Annotated in this window: 23 protein-coding genes; 10 read left to right on the forward strand and 13 right to left on the reverse strand. The window is 68.3% G+C overall.

The features are described 5' to 3' along the window. Positions 1–154: 154 nt before the first annotated feature. The 4 genes from FOH10_RS17885 to FOH10_RS17900 all read right to left on the reverse strand — a co-directional run bounded on the left by FOH10_RS17885 (position 155) and on the right by FOH10_RS17900 (position 1,494). Positions 155–673: an O-acetyl-ADP-ribose deacetylase gene (locus FOH10_RS17885; protein WP_143981596.1), complete on the reverse strand. Its 519-nt coding sequence runs from the start codon at positions 671–673 to the stop codon at positions 155–157. A gap of 224 nt (positions 674–897) precedes the next feature. Beyond that, positions 898–1,098 carry a hypothetical protein gene (locus FOH10_RS17890; RefSeq protein ID WP_143981597.1) on the reverse strand — a complete coding sequence of 67 codons (201 nt, stop codon included), beginning with the start codon at positions 1,096–1,098 and terminating at the stop codon, positions 898–900. Next, complete coding sequence (locus FOH10_RS17895; protein ID WP_143981598.1) at positions 1,095–1,298, reverse strand: hypothetical protein; 204 nt, start codon at positions 1,296–1,298, stop codon at positions 1,095–1,097. Before FOH10_RS17895 ends, FOH10_RS17890 begins: the two co-directional genes overlap by 4 nt. Before the next feature lie 4 nt (positions 1,299–1,302). Next, positions 1,303–1,494, reverse strand: a complete 192-nt coding sequence (locus tag FOH10_RS17900) for a hypothetical protein (RefSeq protein ID WP_143981599.1) — start codon at positions 1,492–1,494, stop codon at positions 1,303–1,305. 207 nt (positions 1,495–1,701) lie between these two features. Between FOH10_RS17900 and FOH10_RS17905 the strand changes: the two genes are divergently transcribed. The 3 genes from FOH10_RS17905 (at position 1,702) to FOH10_RS17915 (ending at position 3,409) form a co-directional block, all read left to right on the forward strand. Further along, positions 1,702–2,589: a helix-turn-helix domain-containing protein gene (locus tag FOH10_RS17905; RefSeq protein ID WP_143981600.1), complete on the forward strand. Its 888-nt coding sequence runs from the start codon at positions 1,702–1,704 to the stop codon at positions 2,587–2,589. After that, the gene (locus FOH10_RS17910) at positions 2,589–2,795 is read left to right on the forward strand and encodes a DUF397 domain-containing protein (RefSeq protein WP_143984168.1); all 207 of its coding nucleotides are present in this window, start codon (positions 2,589–2,591) and stop codon (positions 2,793–2,795) included. The genes FOH10_RS17905 and FOH10_RS17910 overlap by 1 nt, the downstream gene beginning before the upstream one ends. 158 nt (positions 2,796–2,953) lie before the next feature. Beyond that, entirely contained in the window at positions 2,954–3,409 is a 456-nt protein-coding gene (locus FOH10_RS17915) for a DUF4383 domain-containing protein (protein WP_143981601.1), read from the forward strand. A gap of 73 nt (positions 3,410–3,482) precedes the next feature. On the opposite strand, the gene FOH10_RS17920 is transcribed toward FOH10_RS17915, so the two are convergent. Genes FOH10_RS17920 through FOH10_RS17930 form a run of 3 tightly spaced genes read right to left on the reverse strand, consistent with a single transcriptional unit; the run spans position 3,483 to position 5,811 of the window. Next, a complete protein-coding gene (locus FOH10_RS17920; RefSeq protein ID WP_143981602.1) occupies positions 3,483–4,238 on the reverse strand; it encodes a YebC/PmpR family DNA-binding transcriptional regulator in 756 nt (251 codons plus the stop codon). A 54-nt stretch (positions 4,239–4,292) separates the two neighbouring features. After that, positions 4,293–4,916 carry a pyridoxal 5'-phosphate synthase glutaminase subunit PdxT gene (gene pdxT, locus FOH10_RS17925; protein ID WP_029924252.1) on the reverse strand — a complete coding sequence of 208 codons (624 nt, stop codon included), beginning with the start codon at positions 4,914–4,916 and terminating at the stop codon, positions 4,293–4,295. Between the two features lie 46 nt (positions 4,917–4,962). After that, positions 4,963–5,811, reverse strand: a complete 849-nt coding sequence (locus tag FOH10_RS17930; RefSeq protein ID WP_029924251.1) for an acyl-CoA thioesterase — start codon at positions 5,809–5,811, stop codon at positions 4,963–4,965. Positions 5,812–5,896: 85 nt separating this feature from the next. Here FOH10_RS17930 and FOH10_RS17935 point away from each other — a divergent pair, with 85 nt between their 5' ends. Next, the gene (locus FOH10_RS17935; protein WP_143981603.1) at positions 5,897–6,508 is read left to right on the forward strand and encodes a nucleoside/nucleotide kinase family protein; all 612 of its coding nucleotides are present in this window, start codon (positions 5,897–5,899) and stop codon (positions 6,506–6,508) included. A 123-nt stretch (positions 6,509–6,631) separates the two neighbouring features. On the opposite strand, the gene FOH10_RS17940 is transcribed toward FOH10_RS17935, so the two are convergent. Further along, positions 6,632–7,249, reverse strand: coding sequence for a TetR/AcrR family transcriptional regulator (locus FOH10_RS17940; RefSeq protein ID WP_143981604.1), 618 nt, complete (start codon positions 7,247–7,249; stop codon positions 6,632–6,634). A 91-nt stretch (positions 7,250–7,340) separates the two neighbouring features. Here FOH10_RS17940 and FOH10_RS17945 point away from each other — a divergent pair, with 91 nt between their 5' ends. The 3 genes from FOH10_RS17945 to FOH10_RS17955 are packed head-to-tail and all read left to right on the forward strand — an operon-like array spanning position 7,341 to position 10,248. Then, the gene (locus tag FOH10_RS17945; RefSeq protein ID WP_143981605.1) at positions 7,341–8,363 is read left to right on the forward strand and encodes a hypothetical protein; all 1,023 of its coding nucleotides are present in this window, start codon (positions 7,341–7,343) and stop codon (positions 8,361–8,363) included. Beyond that, positions 8,360–9,175 (forward strand): methyltransferase domain-containing protein, encoded by an 816-nt coding sequence (locus tag FOH10_RS17950; RefSeq protein WP_143981606.1) that lies wholly within the window; start codon positions 8,360–8,362, stop codon positions 9,173–9,175. Before FOH10_RS17945 ends, FOH10_RS17950 begins: the two co-directional genes overlap by 4 nt. 41 nt (positions 9,176–9,216) lie before the next feature. Next, positions 9,217–10,248 carry an alpha/beta fold hydrolase gene (locus tag FOH10_RS17955; RefSeq protein WP_143981607.1) on the forward strand — a complete coding sequence of 344 codons (1,032 nt, stop codon included), beginning with the start codon at positions 9,217–9,219 and terminating at the stop codon, positions 10,246–10,248. Positions 10,249–10,264: 16 nt separating this feature from the next. On the opposite strand, the gene FOH10_RS17960 is transcribed toward FOH10_RS17955, so the two are convergent. After that, positions 10,265–10,675 (reverse strand): hypothetical protein, encoded by a 411-nt coding sequence (locus FOH10_RS17960; protein ID WP_228814280.1) that lies wholly within the window; start codon positions 10,673–10,675, stop codon positions 10,265–10,267. A 45-nt stretch (positions 10,676–10,720) separates the two neighbouring features. Further along, positions 10,721–11,152: an SgcJ/EcaC family oxidoreductase gene (locus tag FOH10_RS17965; RefSeq protein ID WP_143981608.1), complete on the reverse strand. Its 432-nt coding sequence runs from the start codon at positions 11,150–11,152 to the stop codon at positions 10,721–10,723. An 88-nt stretch (positions 11,153–11,240) separates the two neighbouring features. Between FOH10_RS17965 and FOH10_RS17970 the strand changes: the two genes are divergently transcribed. Together FOH10_RS17970 and FOH10_RS17975 are read left to right on the forward strand one after the other, a co-directional pair. After that, positions 11,241–12,071, forward strand: coding sequence for a helix-turn-helix domain-containing protein (locus tag FOH10_RS17970; protein WP_143981609.1), 831 nt, complete (start codon positions 11,241–11,243; stop codon positions 12,069–12,071). Positions 12,072–12,184: 113 nt separating this feature from the next. Then, entirely contained in the window at positions 12,185–13,066 is an 882-nt protein-coding gene (locus FOH10_RS17975; protein WP_143981610.1) for a hypothetical protein, read from the forward strand. Between the two features lie 18 nt (positions 13,067–13,084). On the opposite strand, the gene FOH10_RS17980 is transcribed toward FOH10_RS17975, so the two are convergent. From FOH10_RS17980 to FOH10_RS17990, 3 genes are all read right to left on the reverse strand, one after another. Then, a complete protein-coding gene (locus FOH10_RS17980; RefSeq protein ID WP_143981611.1) occupies positions 13,085–13,933 on the reverse strand; it encodes an MHYT domain-containing protein in 849 nt (282 codons plus the stop codon). A gap of 229 nt (positions 13,934–14,162) precedes the next feature. Beyond that, positions 14,163–15,080 carry a pyridoxal 5'-phosphate synthase lyase subunit PdxS gene (pdxS, locus tag FOH10_RS17985; protein WP_029924241.1) on the reverse strand — a complete coding sequence of 306 codons (918 nt, stop codon included), beginning with the start codon at positions 15,078–15,080 and terminating at the stop codon, positions 14,163–14,165. 131 nt (positions 15,081–15,211) lie between these two features. Next, positions 15,212–15,892 carry a winged helix-turn-helix transcriptional regulator gene (locus FOH10_RS17990; RefSeq protein WP_143981612.1) on the reverse strand — a complete coding sequence of 227 codons (681 nt, stop codon included), beginning with the start codon at positions 15,890–15,892 and terminating at the stop codon, positions 15,212–15,214. 80 nt (positions 15,893–15,972) lie between these two features. On the opposite strand from FOH10_RS17990, the gene FOH10_RS17995 reads away from it, so the two are divergent. Continuing rightward, a complete protein-coding gene (locus FOH10_RS17995) occupies positions 15,973–17,112 on the forward strand; it encodes an acyl-CoA dehydrogenase family protein (RefSeq protein WP_143981613.1) in 1,140 nt (379 codons plus the stop codon). Positions 17,113–17,200: the final 88 nt, after the last annotated feature.

A 17,200-nucleotide genomic window follows, 5' to 3' on the forward strand; every position in this document is an offset into this window, starting at 1 on the left:
TCTAACGGACCGGCGCGGCCCACCCGCCGACCGACACGGGCACGCGCCCAGCACGGCCGCGGCAACTCAGCCCGCGCCGCTCGGCAACGCGGGCCATGCCGCCCGGCAACGCAAGCCGCACCGCTCGGCAACGCGAGCCGTGCCGCTCAGTAGCTCAGGCAGCACCGCTCACTGCCGCGTCGAACGCCCGATACGCATCCTCGCTGAACAGCACGAACCGCACCTCCCGCACGGACGTTCCGGCCGCGCGCACGGTCTGCACCGCGATGCGCGCGCCGTCGTCCATGGGCCACCGGAATATCCCGGTCGACACCGCCGGAAAGGCCACCGACTCCGCGCCCAGCTCATCCGCGACCCGCAGCGATTCGCGATAGCAGGACGCCAGCACCGCCGACCGATCCTCACTCGCCGACCACACCGGCCCCACGGTGTGAATCACCCACCGCGCGGGCAACTTTCCCGCCGTCGTCGCCACCGCCCGCCCCTGCGGCAGCCCCCGCCCGTACCGCGCCGCCCGCAATGCCCGGCACTCGGCCAGAATCTCCGGCCCACCCTTGCGATGAATGGCCCCGTCGACCCCGCCACCGCCCAACAGCGACGAATTGGCCGCGTTCACCACCGCATCCACCTCCTGCTCGGTGATGTCGCCGCGCACGATCAGCAGATCGACCATGCGGGCGATTCTTCCACGCGGCCGCACCGCTACGCGGCCGGAATTCCCGCACGGCTGGCGACCACAGTTCCCGCACCGCTACGCAGCACGTACCCGCTACCGCTACCCGGCCTGAACCCCCGTACCGCTACCCGGCGTGAACCCCCGTACCGCTACCCGGCGTGAACCCCCGTACCGCTACCCGGCGTGAACTCCCGCACCGCTACCCGGTGCGCACTCCCGCCCTACGCGGCAAGGACCATGGGCCGCGACCGGTTCGGCGACCGTCCGTGGGCCTCGCGGTCGAGCCGGGCTCGGATCTCCGCGACGGTACGCCCGGCTCCACGACGGACGGCGTGCTCGGCCCGGTGCGCGGTCGCCAGTCGCCAACCGACCAGGATGCCCAGTGCCGCGCCGAGTGCCAGATACGCGATCGCGCCGATCATCTCGCCCACCTCGAATCATCGGAGTCGCCGCCGTCCATCGGGCGCTGTCCTTGGCTCAGCGCGGGAACCAATGCGAGGAAGTAGCGCCGCGCGGCACAGTCGTCCCCGCAGTCCCGGTGTCGCGCCAGCGCGCGTTGCGCCACCTCGAGATTCAGGATCGGATGATCCGGAACCCGGTGAAAGATCGGATTGTCGCCCATGTCGTCAGCTCCCCATATGCGGGGCATCGGCGGGCACCAGCTTGCCCGCCTCGATCAGCAGCCGCTTCGCCTGTGCCTTCGCCGGACACACCGAAACCGGACATCCTCTGTGGTCCTGCATGATTCGATGCGCGCGCGACGGCGTGAGCGTGGAATCCGGTACCGCGCTGTGCGCCACCGGGGGAAGTTCGTGCATGGTCGGCCACCTCCTCGGAACTCTGGAATGCGTTAGGGCTGTGGAGAATCCCCTGACCTCGGGGAATGCCGTCAGTACACTCCGAATCACCGGGACTGCGCACCCCCGGACACGCGTTTCGGCCGAGAAAGCGCGGCATTTCCACCCAGCGCGTTTCCACGGCAGAGCTTTCCAGAATTGGGTTCATCCGATAGTTAGGCAAACGAGATGCTGACCGGATCAACACTCGCCCGCCGCGCGCTGGGGCGCGAACTCAAGCGCCTGCGCGAGGCCCACGGCATGAACCAGTCCGCCGCCGGGCGGGTGATCGGAGTGTCGCCGCAGACCATCGGGCGTATGGAGGACGGACTACCGACGAAGGTGTCGGACCTGTACATGAACGCCCTGTGCGACGCGTACGAGGCAACCGCGACCGAACGGACGACGCTGTTGGAGCTGGCCTACGAGGTTCGGACCACCCGCAAGTCCGGTGGTGGCTGGTGGCGGGCGTACGTCGATGAAATGCGCGTCGGCTTCGACCACTACATGAGCTTGGAAGAATCGGCACGAAAGCTCAGCATCTGGAAGACAGCCGTCGTTCCGGGTCTCCTCCAAACCGCCGAATACCGCCGTTCGATCGAATGGACCGAGCATCCGGATATGCCGCCCGCACAGGTCGAGAAGCGCATCGAGATCGCCATACGAAGGCAAACTCGGCTCGCCGAGACCGGCTTCGCCGTCGACGCCATATTGTGGGAAGCCGTCCTTCGCGACCAGATCGGCGGACCGAGCGTGATGGCGGATCAGCTCCGCAGGCTCTGGGAGGTTTCGCAACTGCCGAACGTATCGGTGCGTGCCGTCCCCTTCAGCACCCCACGCCATCTCGGCTCCTGTGTGGGATCCTTTGTGCTGCTGGAATTCCCGAAACTGTCAGCGACCGGATTGACCGGACCGCCGATGGTGTTCGTGGAAGAATACGCGGGAGACCTCTACCTGGAACGTGAGGCCGAAGTGCAGCGCTACCACAGTGCGTTCACTGAGATCAGCCGAGCCGCGCTGGATGAGGACGCGACCAGACAGCTGATCCTGTCGATAGCGAAGGAGCACACAGGGTGATGTTCGATCCGGCACAGGCGACATGGTTCAAGTCCAGCTACAGCACATCCGGCGGGGAGTGCGTAGAGGCCGCGCACCTACCGGGCGGCTCGGTCGGCGTGCGAGATTCCACCTTGGGCGAGGAGAGTCCCGTCCTGCTGTTCGACGGCCCCGCCTGGGACGCGTTCACCTCGGCTGTCGACGCGGGCCGCTTCGACCCACGGTGACACCCAGCACGCTCTGCCGATGCTCGCCGACGGGCGGTCTCCGTCCGAGACCGCTGTTTGTCGTCCGCACCCCAGGGTAAGTCGCCGACAGGCCCGGCATTTCGGGCAGCGCGATCCGCGGTGTTCCGAGTGCCGGATCGTAGAAAGGCGATGAGGATATGGCGACCTACAACACCAGCACCAGACGATGGACTCCGGTACAGCTCGCCTCCGCCGCCGGCGGCGCGGTATTCCTGCTGGTAGGCGTGCTCGGATTCATTCCAGGCGTCACGACCGACTTCGACACCATGGAGTTCGCGGGCCACGAGTCCGGGGCCGAACTGCTCGGCATCTTCCAGGTGTCGATCCTGCACAATATCGTCCATCTGCTCTTCGGCGTCGCGGGCCTGCTGGCGGCGCGCACCATATCGGCCGCACGCGGCTTCCTGATCGGCGGCGGCGTGATCTACCTGGCCCTCTGGATCTACGGCCTGGTGATCGACAAGACGTCCGACGCCAACTTCGTCCCCCTCAACACCGCCGACGACTGGCTACACTTCGGCCTCGGCGTCGGCATGGTCCTGCTGGGCCTGCTGCTCCCACGCCTCGCCACTCAGACCGTGGCACGGACCTGACGATCGATCCCGATTTACCCGGAACACGGACGACCCCCGGCAGCGTGGCTGCCGGGGGTCGTCGCGTATCGCGCTATTCCGCGTCGAGCTGCGCCAGCACCTCGTCCGAGACGTCGATATTGGTGTACACGTTCTGCACGTCGTCGCAGTCCTCGAGGGCGTCGACGAGCTTGAACACCTTCTTGGCCAGGTCGGCGTCGGCGGGGACCGACACCGACGGCTGGAAGCCGGATTCGGCCGAGTTGTAGTCGATGCCCGCGCCCTGCAGGGCGCTGCGGACCGCCACCAGATCGCTCGGTTCGGAGATGATCTCGAACTCCTCGCCCAGGTCGTTGACCTCTTCGGCGCCGGCGTCGAGCACGGCCATCAGGACGTCGTCCTCGGACAGGCCGTTCTTCTCCAGGGTCACGACGCCCTTGCGGGAGAACAGGTACGACACCGAGCCCGGGTCGGCCATATTGCCGCCGTTGCGGGTCACCGCCACGCGGACCTCGCCCGCGGCGCGGTTGCGGTTGTCGGTGAGGCATTCCACCAGCACCGCGACACCGCTGGGGCCGTAGCCCTCGTACATGATGGTCTGCCAGTCGGCACCGCCGGCCTCTTCGCCGCCGCCGCGCTTGCGGGCGCGCTCGATATTGTCCAGCGGCACCGAGTTCTTGCGGGCCTTCTGGATGGCGTCGTAGAGCGTCGGGTTGCCATCCGGGTCACCACCACCGGTCCGCGCCGCCACCTCGATGTTCTTGATCAGCTTCGCGAAGAGCTTGCCCCGCTTGGCGTCGAGGGCAGCCTTCTTGTGCTTGGTGGTGGCCCATTTGGAGTGGCCGCTCATTCCCTACTTCCTCTTTTCAGGGGACGTGTTTTCCCGATAGAGACTATCGCGCGTTCACACACCGGCGCGTGGGCGCACCATGGTGTCGACGAACAGCCGGTGAACTCGCAGATCGCCGGTGACCTCCGGATGGAACGAGGTCGCCATGACATTGCCCTGCCGAACGGCCACCATCCGGCCCGCCGCGGGACCGGAGGGCACGGTCGCCAGCACCTCGACCCCGTCGCCGATCTTCTCCACCCACGGGGCGCGGATGAACACCGCGCGCACCTGGCCGTCGTCGAGTCCGGTGTAGTCGAGATCGGTTTCGAAACTATCCACCTGACGGCCGAAAGCGTTGCGCCGCACCGTCATATCGATACCGTACAGCGGCTGCATATCCGGCCGGGTGTCGAGCACCTCCGAGGCCAGCAGGATCATGCCCGCACAGGAGCCGTACGCGGGCATCCCGTCGCGCAGCCGCTGCCGCAGCGGCTCCAGCAGGTCGAAGACCTCGAGCAGCTTGCTGATGGTGGTCGATTCCCCGCCGGGCAGCACCAGCGCGTCCACCGCGGCGAGTTCGGCGGCCCGCCGCACCGGGACCGGCTCGGCCCCGCATTCGGCGAGCGCGCGCATATGTTCGCGGACGTCGCCCTGCAGAGCCAGCACACCAATGGTCGGATTCACGGCTTCGAGCATACGGACCGCGGTCCTGGTGACCCGGCACACCCACGGGCGGCGCGGATCAGTTGGTGCCGGGCGGGAACGACGCGCCCGGCTCGCGCAGGGTGCGGATGAGCCCCTCCTGCAGCACGACCGCCACCAGCTCGCCGCGCTGATTCCAGATCCGCCCGGCGGTCAGTGCCCGGCCCAGCCCGGCGGACGGCGACTGCTGGTCGTAGAGCAGCCAGTCGTCGGCGCGGAACGGGCGCAGGAACCACATGGCGTGGTCGAGCGACGCGTTCTGGGTGGGTTCGTCGGGGTGGATGACCTTCGAGGACCCCAGCAGCGTCATATCGCTCATGTAGGCCAGCGTGCACACGTGGAACAGCGGATCGTCGGGCAGCGGGTGCCGGTAGCGGAACCACACCTGCTGCTGGGCGGCCAGTCCGTCGCGGCGCGACACCTGCTCCTGCGGGATGGTGCGGATATCCCAGTGCTCCCATTCGCGCATGGCCCACAGCCGCTCCGGGCTCATGGTGGTCTTGGCGTCGGGCATGTCGTGCGGCGGCGGCACGACGGGCATGGTGTCCTGGTGCTGCGGCCCTTCGTCGCCCACATGGAACGACGCCGACATGGTGAAGATGGCCTCGCCGTTCTGCACGCCGGTCACCCGGCGGGTGCAGAAGGAGCGTCCGTCGCGAATCCGGTCGACCAGGTACACGGTCGGCTCCACCGGATTGCCGGGGCGCAGGAAGTAACCGTGCAGCGAATGCACCTGGAAGCGCGGTTCCACGGTGCGCACCGCCGCGACCAGCGCCTGCCCGGCGACCTGCCCACCGAATGTGCGCGGCAGCTGCGTCTTGGTGGACGCGCCGCGGAAGATGTCGCGCTCGATGTGCTCTATCTCGAGGGCCTCTTCGATCGTCGCCATGCACCGTCCCTTTCCGGATTGTCCGGCTCAGGCTAACAACCTGGCGGCGACGTTCGAGCGAATGGTGCCGGGTATAGATGGTGGGGTGCCCGAGTTCGCCGCCCTCACCCCGGAAGCTCTCGCCGACCGCATCGCCGACCGTGCCTTCGTCCTCCCCGAACCCGCCGTGGTGGCCGTGGACGGCGCGGACGCCGCCGATCCCGTGCGCTTCGCCCGCACCGTCGCCGACCGGGCCGTCGGCCACGGCCGCACCGCCGCCGTTATCGCCCTGCACGACTTCGTCCGCCCCGCCTCCCTGCGCTACGAATTCGGCCGCACCGACGAACTGTCCTACCGCACCGCCTGGTTCGACTATTCGGCCCTGAATCGCGAAGTCCTGCAACCACTCCGCACCCACCACCGCTACCTCCCCGCCCTGTGGGACGAACGCACCGACCGCTCCGCCCGCGCCGCCACCCGCGAAACCCCACCGAACACCGTCCTGCTCGTCGCGGGCCCGATGCTGCTCGGCCGCAACCTCCCCTTCGATCTGACGGTAGCCCTGCACATGTCCGACGCCGCCCTCCACCGCACCACCCCCGAAGCCGACACGTTCACGATCGCCGCCCTGCACGAACACGACCGCGGCCACCACGAGGAACCCGACATCATCGTCGCCTGGGACCACCCCACCCGCCCCGCCCTCCGGCTGCGATAGCCCGACCCGCCCTCCGGCTGCGATAGCCCGACCCGAACGACGCGCAGCAGAATCTCCGGCAGCAGGTGGCCTTTCCCGCTTGGCGCTCCGGCGGTGGACGTCCACCTGGAGCCCCGCTTCGTTTCAGCGGAGTCCGCGCCTCGCGCGCCCGTGGATGAGCGGTAGGTAGATCTCGTCGACGATATCGACGATCACCTGCTCGGACACCGTGGTGACGCCCCGGGTGACGAACTCGTTGCGCAGCAGCACCACGGCTGTCGTCGCCACCCTGGGGTGCAGGGCTTCCGGTGGCGCTTCGCCGCGCGCCACCGCGCGCTCCAGGACGGTCAGCCACATCTGCGATCCGGCATCCCCACCGTGTTCGCGCAACTGCGCCAGAAGTTCCGGCTCGTCGGCGGCGTGGGACAGCAGGCTGCGCAGGATATCGCCGAGGGGTGAGGCGAGGTGCCGGTTGGCGCGGCGCAGCAGTTCCAGAGCGTCGTCGCGCAGGTTGCCGGTATCGGGGATCCGGGTTTCGGTGAGTGCCAGCTGCCGGTAGGCGGCGATGCCCAGCGCGGCGCGGTTGGGCCAGCGGCGGTAGATGGCGTTCTTGTTGGTGCCCGCCCGGGTAGCGACGGCGTCCATGGTCATGCCCGCGTAGCCGGAAGCGAGGAGTTCGTCGACGGCCGCTCGCAGGATGGCCTGTTCCAGTTCCGCTCCGCGCCGCCGCCGGGGACGGTCTTCGACCTGTGTGCTGTCCATTTGAGTACGGATCGTACCGAACAACTGGGCTTGCAGCACATGATCTAGCGAAGCTAAGGTACGTCACGTACCCTAATAAACAGGAGTGACCATGCGAGCGATCGGCATCACCTACGACACCGGCTTCTTCCACCGCGGCCACTGCACGCACGAGCCCTTCACCCCGGAGGGGGTGCGGAAGGATATGCGGGCGATTCGCGAGGAGCTGGGTTGCGATGCGGTGCGCGTGACCGGCGGCGACCGCCATCGCCTGCGACTGGCCGCGCGCTGCGCCGCCGACGCCGGGTTGGAGGTCTGGCTCTGCCCGTTCACCAATGAGGTCGCCGCCGACGATCTGCTCGAATTCCTCCGCGACTGCGCCGATTACGCCGAGAGCCTGCGATCGGAAGGCGCGCGGGTGGTGCTGGCACTGGGCTCCGAACTCAGCCTGTTCGTCCCCGGTTTCCTTCCCGGCGACACGTTCACCGAGCGCGCCGCGCTGCTGTCCACACCACGACTGGCCGAACTGCTCCCCGAACTCTCCGCCCGGATCAACGCATTCCTGACGCGCGCCGTGGCGGTGGCGCGACGGTCCTTCACCGGCCCCCTCACCTACTGCTCGCTCCCGTTCGAAGGCGTGGACTGGACACCTTTCGACTATGTCGCCACCGACGCCGGATACCGTTCCGCCGAACTGGCCGAGGGCTACCGCACCCGCATCCGCGCCGCGGCCACCGGACCCACACCGCTGGCGATCACCGAATTCGGTTGTGCCACTTACCGTGGCGCGCCCGATGCCGGACCGCGCGGCGGCGATATCGTCGTGTGGGATCCGGAAACCGCCCATCCCCTGGCACTCGACGGCGACCACACGCGTGATGAAGCCGGCCAGGCCGCACACCTTCTGGAATTGCTCGACATCTTCGATGCCGAGGGCGTGGACATCGCTTTCTGGTACACGTTCGCGTCGTACCATCTGCCCCACCGCGACGATCCCCGCACCGACCTGGACCTGGCCAGCAACGGTGTGGTGAAGGTGCACGACCCGGCGCGGCGCACCGCGGCTCGGCGCTGGGAACCCAAGGCGGCGTTCGCGGCCCTCGCCCGCCGAACTTCGGGTACAACGGCATCATGACCGAGCACACCGCCGGGCCGTCATTCCACGCCGATCGGATCGGGGACGACGAGCAGCAGGAATTTCTCGTGGAGGTCCTCGACGCGCAGGCCGCGCTGCCGGGGGTGCGGCGGTTACGGGAGTGGACGAGGGCTGCCCTGCGGATCGCGGCCGGGGATCGGACCCTGGATATCGGATCGGGGACCGGGTCGGAGGTGCTGGCCATGGCGCGGCCGTCGGGGCCCGGCGGCGCGGCCGTCGGGGTGGATCCGAATCCCGGCATGCTGGCGGAAGCGCGGGCGCGAGCCGCGGCAGCGGGGATCGCGGCGGAGTTCGTCGAGGGCAACGGGTATGCGCTGCCGTTTCCCGACGACAGCTTCGATGCCGTGCGATGCGAGCGGGTCTTCCAGCATCTCGACCATCCGGAGCGGGCCACCGCGGAGATCGCCCGGGTGCTGCGGCCCGGTGGCCGGGTGGCCCTGGTCGACAGTGACTGGTCGACCGCCATCATCCACCCGGGTGATCCGGATGTCGTTGCGGCACTGCTGGAGTCATGGCTTTCCCACACCGCGAACCGCCATTCCGGCCGGCACCTGCCCGGGCTGCTCACCGCGGCGGGCCTGACCGTCGACGACATCGGGGCCGATGCCGTGGTCTGGGACCGCTCCTTCATCGACACCATGCTGACCGCGGGCCTGGACCAGGCCGTGGCCGCCGGTGCCGTCACCCCCGACCAGCGCGACCGTTTCCTGTCCGACCTCACCCGCGGCGCCGAGGTGGGCGACTACCACTGCTCGGTGACCATGTTCGCGGTGGTCGCCCACCTGCCCTGACGCCCGAGCACCGACCGGAACGAGCGGATACAGTCACTGCCGTGCGATGGCAGCGGAAACGGTCGAATGCGGATGCGGCCCTGGGCTACTACCGGCGCGGGATGACTCGGGTCCGGGATGCGGGATTCCTCGAGAAACAGGCCGAGATCGACGGATACCGAATCAACTACGCCGAGGGCCCCGCCGCCGGGCGACCACTACTGCTGATCCACGGACAGGGCTCCCGCTGGCAGGACTACCAGCGGGTGCTGCCGGAACTCGCCGAGCACCACCATGTGTACGTCATCGATGTCCCCGGTCACGGCGGTTCGGCGCGACTGCCCGCCGACGAGTACACCAATGCCGGTGTCGGCGCCCGGATAGCCCGGTTCATCGAGGAGATCATCGGCGCACCCGCGCTCGTCTCGGGCCATTCCTCCGGGGGACTGCTCACCACCTGGCTGGCCGCCGAGCGGCCGGACCTGGTGCGCGGCGTGGTGCTGGAGGACCCGCCGTACTACTCGTCGATCATGCCCCGGGCGGCACTGACCACCGGCGGCGATATGGCCCGGGTGACCCGCGAATTCCTGGCCCAGGACAGCGAGCGCGACTTCACCCGCTACTACGTCGAGCACAGTCGCATATTCTCGTTCTTCGGTCCGCTCGCCGGACCGATCACCCGGTATTGCGTCCACTACCTCCGCACCCGTCCCGGCCGGCCCCTGGAGGTCTTCTTCCTGCCCCCGGTCCTGAACATCTACTTCCGTGGAATCGCCGACTACGATCCGGTATTCGGCGCGGCCTGGTACGACAACTCCTGGTACCGCGGATTCGACACCGATACGAGCCTGTCCGCGATCACCGCACCGGCCGTGCTGATCCACACCAATTACTGGTTCCGCCACCGCAAGTCCTACTACGACAAGCACGGTGTGCTCATGGCGGCCATGGACGACAAGGATGTCGCCAGGACGCTGAGCCACCTACCCGCCGCGACACTGGTCGAGGTCGACTCGGGCCACAATGTTCATTTCGAGCGACCCGCGGTATTCCTCGGCGCGGTCGGCGATCTCGCGACCGCGCTCGAGCGCTGACCGGGCGAGATCGCCGTCACCGCCGCATCCAACGCAGGCCGACGTACTCGAGTCCGGCGAACACCGCCACGAAGAGAGCTCCGCTGTACAGGAACACACGTCCCCACTCCGTAAGCGGGAGCAGAGCGGTGCCGGTGAGACCGACCATGCCTATCGCCGACAGCGCATTGACCGTCACCACCGCGCGCACGGCGCGCACGGGCACCTCGGCGCGCCCGGCCAGCAGCAGCAGTGCCGCCGCGCCGACCAGCATGACCACGCCGAAGGGAATCGACCAGCTGACCGGCAGTCCCAACGGTTTCCGCAGTATCGGCGCGGTAGCCAGCAGGAGTGCACCGAAAACACCCGTACTCCACCCGTCCACATACAGCGCGCCCCGCAGGAACCTGGGTCCGTGATCTGTCTCGGCGCGTGTCGTCATCACCATGTGCGACAGCCTTTCTCGCTTTGAAATCCGTTGGGAGGCGATGTCTTATACCGCCTGCGCCTGCCGGTGCGTGTTGTGGAAGTTCGTGAACCGCCACGCACCGTGTGCGCGCACCGCGATTCGGGTCTGGATCGACTCTTCGGCGGCGTGCACGCCGGGTGGGGACGGGCGCGGGGTGATGGTGACCATGACGGCGAGGTCGGGGACGGGGAAGTCGATGGTGAGCGTGGTGGGCTCCGACATGCGGGTGCCACGCATGAAACCGTCGAATCCCTGCTGCATGACGGCCGCGAGTTCGGCACGGCCGCAGATGTATTCGCCGAGCACGGAGATGAACACGGCGTCGTCGGTGAACGTCGCCGCGAAGGCGGTGCCGTCCCCGGCTGCCCAGGCGTCCATCTGGGCGTGCAGGAGGTCGAGCACGGCGGCGCGTGCGGCCACGGTGTCGGCGGGTGTTGCGTCGGTGGGTGTCGTCATGCCCGTCACGCTGCCAGCGGTCGGGTCATGCGCTCAATGACCTCACAGGTCATCGCGGACCGCATCCGCGCCCGGTTAGCCTGGTCGCGTGACCCGTCCCGCGCAGCACTCCCCGGTCGGCACGCTGCTGCGGGAGTGGCGGCAGCGACGACGACTGAGCCAGCTGGACCTGGCGCTCGCCGCGGGCTCCTCCGCGCGGCATCTGTCCTGTATCGAGACCGGCCGGGCACGCCCCAGTCGGGCCATGGTGCTCATCCTGTGCGAGGCACTGGATGTACCGCTGCGCGAACGCAATACGGTGCTGTTGGCAGGCGGTTTCGCTCCTGAGTACCGGGAGCGCGATCTCGGGGACGCGGATATGGCCGCCGCGCGGGCGGCCCTGTCGGCCGTGCTGACCACCCACGAGCCATATCCGGCCGTCGCGGTGGACCGCTATTGGAATGTGGTCGCCACCAATCGCACCATGGGCCTGTTCGAGGACGAGATCCCCGCCCACCTGGCCACCGAGCCATTGAACGTGTACCGACTCGCCCTGTATCCCGGCGACCCGTCCACCGTCTACATGGTGAACTACGCACAGGTCCGGGAGTACCTGCTGGACCGGCTGCTGCGGCAGGTCCGCGCGACGGGCGACCCGGTACTGCGCGACCTCTACGACGAGGTGTCCGCCTACCCGATGCAGCCCGAGGACGAATCCGACAGCGCCGCACTGCCTTCGAGCCCGTTCTCGGTACCGCTGCGCATTCGCACCCCGCACGGCGAACTGCGCCTGTTCAGCACCATGGTCACCTTCGGCGCGCCCGCCGACGTGACACTCGCCGAACTGGCCGTCGAGTTGTTCTACCCCCTCGACGATGCCACCGCGGCGGCACTGCGCGCGCTGGCCGAGCCCCGGGTCGAAGCAGACCGGCGCGGCTGACTTCCGGTGCCAACCTCACCAGACCCGGCGGTTCGTGCGGCGGTTCCGGCGCACACTGGACAGCACGGGTGGGCGCTCGGCATGCGCACGACTCATGAAGGACGGTGAGTGGCATGACCTCCGCCGAAGACCATCTCGCCACGGATCGTCTCGATGTGCCGGAGGCACCGCCGCTCGACGCGGACGACGCGGTATCCGCCTTCGCCGCGGCCGCGACAACGCACTCGAAATCCTGGGCGGCGGCCTACGAGGAGTGCCGAACGGCGGGGATGAAGCGGGAGAAGCTGATGCGGGCCGCCGCGGACGCACTCTCCACGCCGGACACCACCCAGCAGGAGCGAATCAAGGACGACAAACTCGCCGTCTTCGATACCGCCTATCGCACCCAGCGGGTCGGCCACAGCGATACGTACACCAAGCTCGGCTGGGCGTTGCGCACCACGTGGCGGGCGGCGACCGACAGCACGTCCTATTACGAGAACACGCCGCAGCCCAGCGCGGGACGCATTCTGTCCTGGCAGAATCAGCGGTGCTCGGCGCGGGAGCCGTTGCGCAACTCCGACATCTACTACTTCCAGTACTACCGCGCCTCCACCACACACCCCCTGCCGCCGCTGCGCTACGTGCGCAGACAGCAGGCGTACGCGCTTACGACGCAGCCCGTCTACGACTACCTGCGTTACCTCCACGACCCCGCCGGGGACGGCGCCCTGCCCGCGGCCGTCTACGCGGCCGGTACGGCGAAGTACTACGCCCTGCTCGGCACCATGAACGGCACGGCCCCCGCGTTTCTGGTCATCGACTGGGCTCGGGAGCTGGGCATCACGGGAATCTCCGCCATCGAGCTCGACGCCGCGCTCAACATGTACTTCCACTTCTCCCCCGCCGAGCCGGGGTCCGGGGCCACATCGTCGAGTTCGTCGAGCAGCTCACCGAGCAGCTCACCGAGCAGTTCACCAAGCAGTTCGTCGAGCAGTTCGTCCAGTAGTTCGTAGGACTCGACAACGGAGAACTCAATAGCGGCGGTGCCGTGACCGCAGCGACTGGGTGGGGAAGTCGTCGGCGGGATCGGCCACCGCGTCCCCTCCGTCTCGGCTGGGCCAGAACCGACTCGCGCGCTGCCCGCGGATCCGGCTCAGGTCGGGTTCGTAGATCTCAGTGATACCCACCTGGAGCAGGGTCAGCATGGTCACCATGCTGACGGCCACGATGAGCGGTGCGAGCAGTTGGCCCGCCTGCGCGCCCGACGGCGGGTGCACGTGCTCGGCGACATGCGCGCTCATGGAGAACATTCCGGTGTAGTGCATTCCGGATACCGCCACCCCCATGATGAGGGCCGCGGCGACCGTGGACCCGAACCCGCGCACGTGCAGGGTGAACCACAGTGCGGCGGTGGCGGCGACAATGGCGATCACCAGGGACAGCAGGACGATCCAGGGGTCGTAGCGCACCACCGCGTCGGTCTTCATGGCGTACATGCCCGAATAGTGCATGGCCCCCACCCCGAGCCCGGTGATCGCGCCGCCGGTGATCAGGGCGAACGCCTCGGCGTGCTGATGCACCACGATGGACAGTCCGACCCACACCACCCCCATGGCGACGGCGGCACTGAACAGCGTGACCGGTACGTCGTAGCGAATGGTGGTGTCCCGCACCGAGAATCCGAGCATGGCGATGAAGTGCATGACCCAGATGCCGGTGCCGCCGAGGGCGACGGCCCCGATGGCCACCCACCCGCCGTGCCCACCCCGCGCGCGGGCCCGCACCATGCAGCGCAGCGCCAGCAACGAGCCGGTGACCGACATGACGTAGGCGAGGACCGGCGTCAGCCAGCCATAGGTGAATTGATCGATCTCCAGCATGCGGACTCCTTGCCAGGATGCTTCATGTCGACAGTTCACCGGTGACTGGCTCGAAGGCTAGCGAGGAATCAGCAGGTCGTAAATTTGCCGCAGCACAATCCGCGAAATGTTGCCGCGTTTGCTGGAGGGTATGCGCGCTGGTAGCGGACGCGCGGCCGGGTCGAGCCGGGACGACGGATTCCTGTCTCCCGGCCTTGACGTCAGCGCACGGCCCGCTACCGCCGGTGGCTTACCAGCCGCGCTCGGCGAGGCGGTGCGGCTGCGGGATCTCCTCCACGTTGATGCCGACCATGGCCTCACCCAGGCCACGCGACACCTTGGCGAGCACGTCCGGATCGTCGTAGAAGGTGGTGGCCTTGACGATGGCGGCGGCGCGCTGCTCCGGATTGCCGGACTTGAAGATGCCGGAACCGACGAAGACGCCCTCGGCCCCGAGCTGCATCATCATGGCGGCGTCGGCCGGGGTGGCGATACCACCGGCGGTGAACAGCACCACCGGCAGCTTGCCGGTCTGGGCCACCTCGCGCACCAGCTCGTAGGGGGCCTGGAGCTCCTTGGCGGCCACGTACAGCTCGTCCTCGGGCAGCGAGGTCAGGCGGCGGATCTCGTCGCGGATCTTGCGCATGTGGGTGGTGGCGTTGGAGACGTCACCGGTGCCGGCCTCACCCTTGGAGCGAATCATGGCCGCGCCCTCGGTGATTCGGCGCAGCGCCTCGCCCAGGTTGGTCGCACCGCAGACGAACGGCACGGTGAAGGCGAACTTGTCGATGTGGTTGGAGTAGTCCGCCGGGGTCAGCACCTCGGACTCGTCGATGTAGTCGACGCCGAGAGACTGCAGGATCTGGGCCTCCACGAAGTGGCCGATCCGGGCCTTGGCCATGACCGGGATGGAAACGGCGTTGATGATGCCGTCGATCATGTCCGGATCGCTCATGCGGGAGACACCGCCCTGGGCGCGGATATCGGCGGGCACGCGCTCGAGCGCCATGACGGCGACGGCGCCCGCGTCCTCGGCGATCTTGGCCTGCTCCGGCGTGACGACATCCATGATCACACCGCCCTTCAGCATCTCGGCCATGCCGCGCTTCACGCGGGCGGTGCCGATGGTGGTGGTGTCGGACGTGGTCACGGCAAACTCCTGTGTCATCTGGGCCTATCGGATCTCGCTCGGAATCGAACACCCCGATTCTAGGCCCCTCCCCCAGGCCACTAGATAGCCAGTTGAGTACGACTGGACCGCCTACCCGCCAGCCCAGTAGCGCAGATCACGTTTACCGGCTATCCCGCCGCTACGGGCGGCAGCGGGGTCAACCGCAGCACCGACGGCATCCGGCGGGTCAGCATGCGCGGACCGGTGAATTCCAGGCGACCGGTGCGGATGGCATGGTCGATGGGCAGGCGACGCAGCCACACCTGGTACAGCGAACTCACGTCCGAGGTGATGGTCACATCCACCGCGAAACCCGGATCGGTCACGCACACCGACGGCACGCCCGCCTCCACCACGATCCAGTAGCGGCGCGGATCATCGGTGAACCGCACGCCGAGCACCTGACGCCTGCCCGGGAACGACGAGGTGTCCAGGCGGGTGTGCATCCACCACACCAGCAGATCGGCATCGAGTTCCTCCGGCTGCGGCTCACCGAAGGTCCAGCGCGCACCCCAGTGGCCGAGCCCGAACAGGATGGGTTCGAGGTCCCGCCCGGCGGCGGTGAGCCGGTAGTGCTGTTCGGACTTCACGACCAGTCCGGAGCGTTCGAACTGCCGCAGCCGTTTGGCGAGCAGACTGCGCGACAGGCCGGGCAGCCCGCGGGCGAGATCGTTGAACCGGGTGGTGCCGGTGAGCAGATCGCGCAGGATGAGCAGCGACCAGCGTTCGCCGAGCACATCCAGGGCACGGGAAATCGGACAGTACTGGCCGTAGCTTTCACTGGGTGAGCCTTCGCCGGGTGCGCGCATGGAGACCTCGCCGGGGGTGCGATCGGGGAGTCCACTTTCTGGACTATCCGGTTATCGCGGGCGTCCCTAACTTTCGAAACATGACCTCTACCGACGTGCACCTCCCCACCTCCACCGCCACCTGGGTCGCCGCGGCGACCGGCGTCGGCACCGCCCTGCGCGACGGTGTCGCCGACCGTGACCGCAGCGGCGAGATCGCCACCGACGCGGTCGATCTGCTCCGTTCCTCCGGCCTGTCCCGGGCGCTCGTCCCCGTCGAATTCGGCGGTGGCGGGGCCACCCACCGCGATCTGGGCGCGGTCCTGCGCGAGTTGGGCCGCCACGATCCGTCCACCGCCGTGGCCTTCGCCATGCATACCCACCTGGTGGCCGCCCAGGTGTGGCGGCACAAGCACGGCATGGACGCCGCCGCCGTCTTCGAGAAGGTGGCGGCCGGGGCGATCCTGGTCAGCACCGGCGCGTCGGACTGGGTGGAATCCAATGGCCGTGCCCGGCGGGTGGACGGCGGCTACCGGGTGAGCGCCCACAAGCTGCCCGCCAGCGGATGCGAGGTGGGCACCATCGCGGTGACCAGCGTCCGCTGGGACGACGCACCCGAGGGGCCGCAGGTGCTGCACTGCGCCATCCCGCTGTCCGCGCCCGGGGTGCGGATCGAGAAGACCTGGGACACTATGGGTTTGCGCGCCAGCGGCTCGCACACCATCGTTTTCGAGGAAGTCTTCGTCCCGGATGCGGCGATCTCGCTGGTGCGCCCGGCGGGCGTGTGGCCGCCGATTCTGAACATGGTCGCCGGAGCGGCCATGCCGCTGGTGCTGTCGGCCTATCTCGGCATCGCGGACCGGGCGGTGGAATTCGCGACCGGACTGATGGCGCGACGCGCCGAGGAGCACACCGTGGCGCTGGTGGGCGAGATGGCGAATGCCCACACCACGGCCGCCGATCTCATCGACGCCATGTTCACCGCCGCCGACGATCTGGCCTTCGCCAATACCGACGAGCACGCGGCCCGTACGCTCAGCCGCAAGACGGTGGCCGCCGACAATCTCGTCGCGACGGTGCGGCTGGCCATCGAAACCGTTGGCGGCGTGGGCTATTCACGCACCAGCCCGCTCGAAATGTGGTACCGGGATATCCACGGCTGCCTGTTCCACCCGCTGCCGCGCGCCAAGCAGCTGCGGTTCAGCGGCAACGTGCTGCTCGGCCGCGGACCGCTGGGGTAGCCGTGCGATGGGTAGCTGACGGGTCGGTGGCAGCATAGGTGCGGCCCCGGACCAGGCGCTGCGACGATGTTGACGGCCGGACCATTGC

Source organism: Nocardia otitidiscaviarum, assembly GCF_007362295.1.
Lineage (GTDB): Bacteria > Actinomycetota > Actinomycetes > Mycobacteriales > Mycobacteriaceae > Nocardia > Nocardia otitidiscaviarum.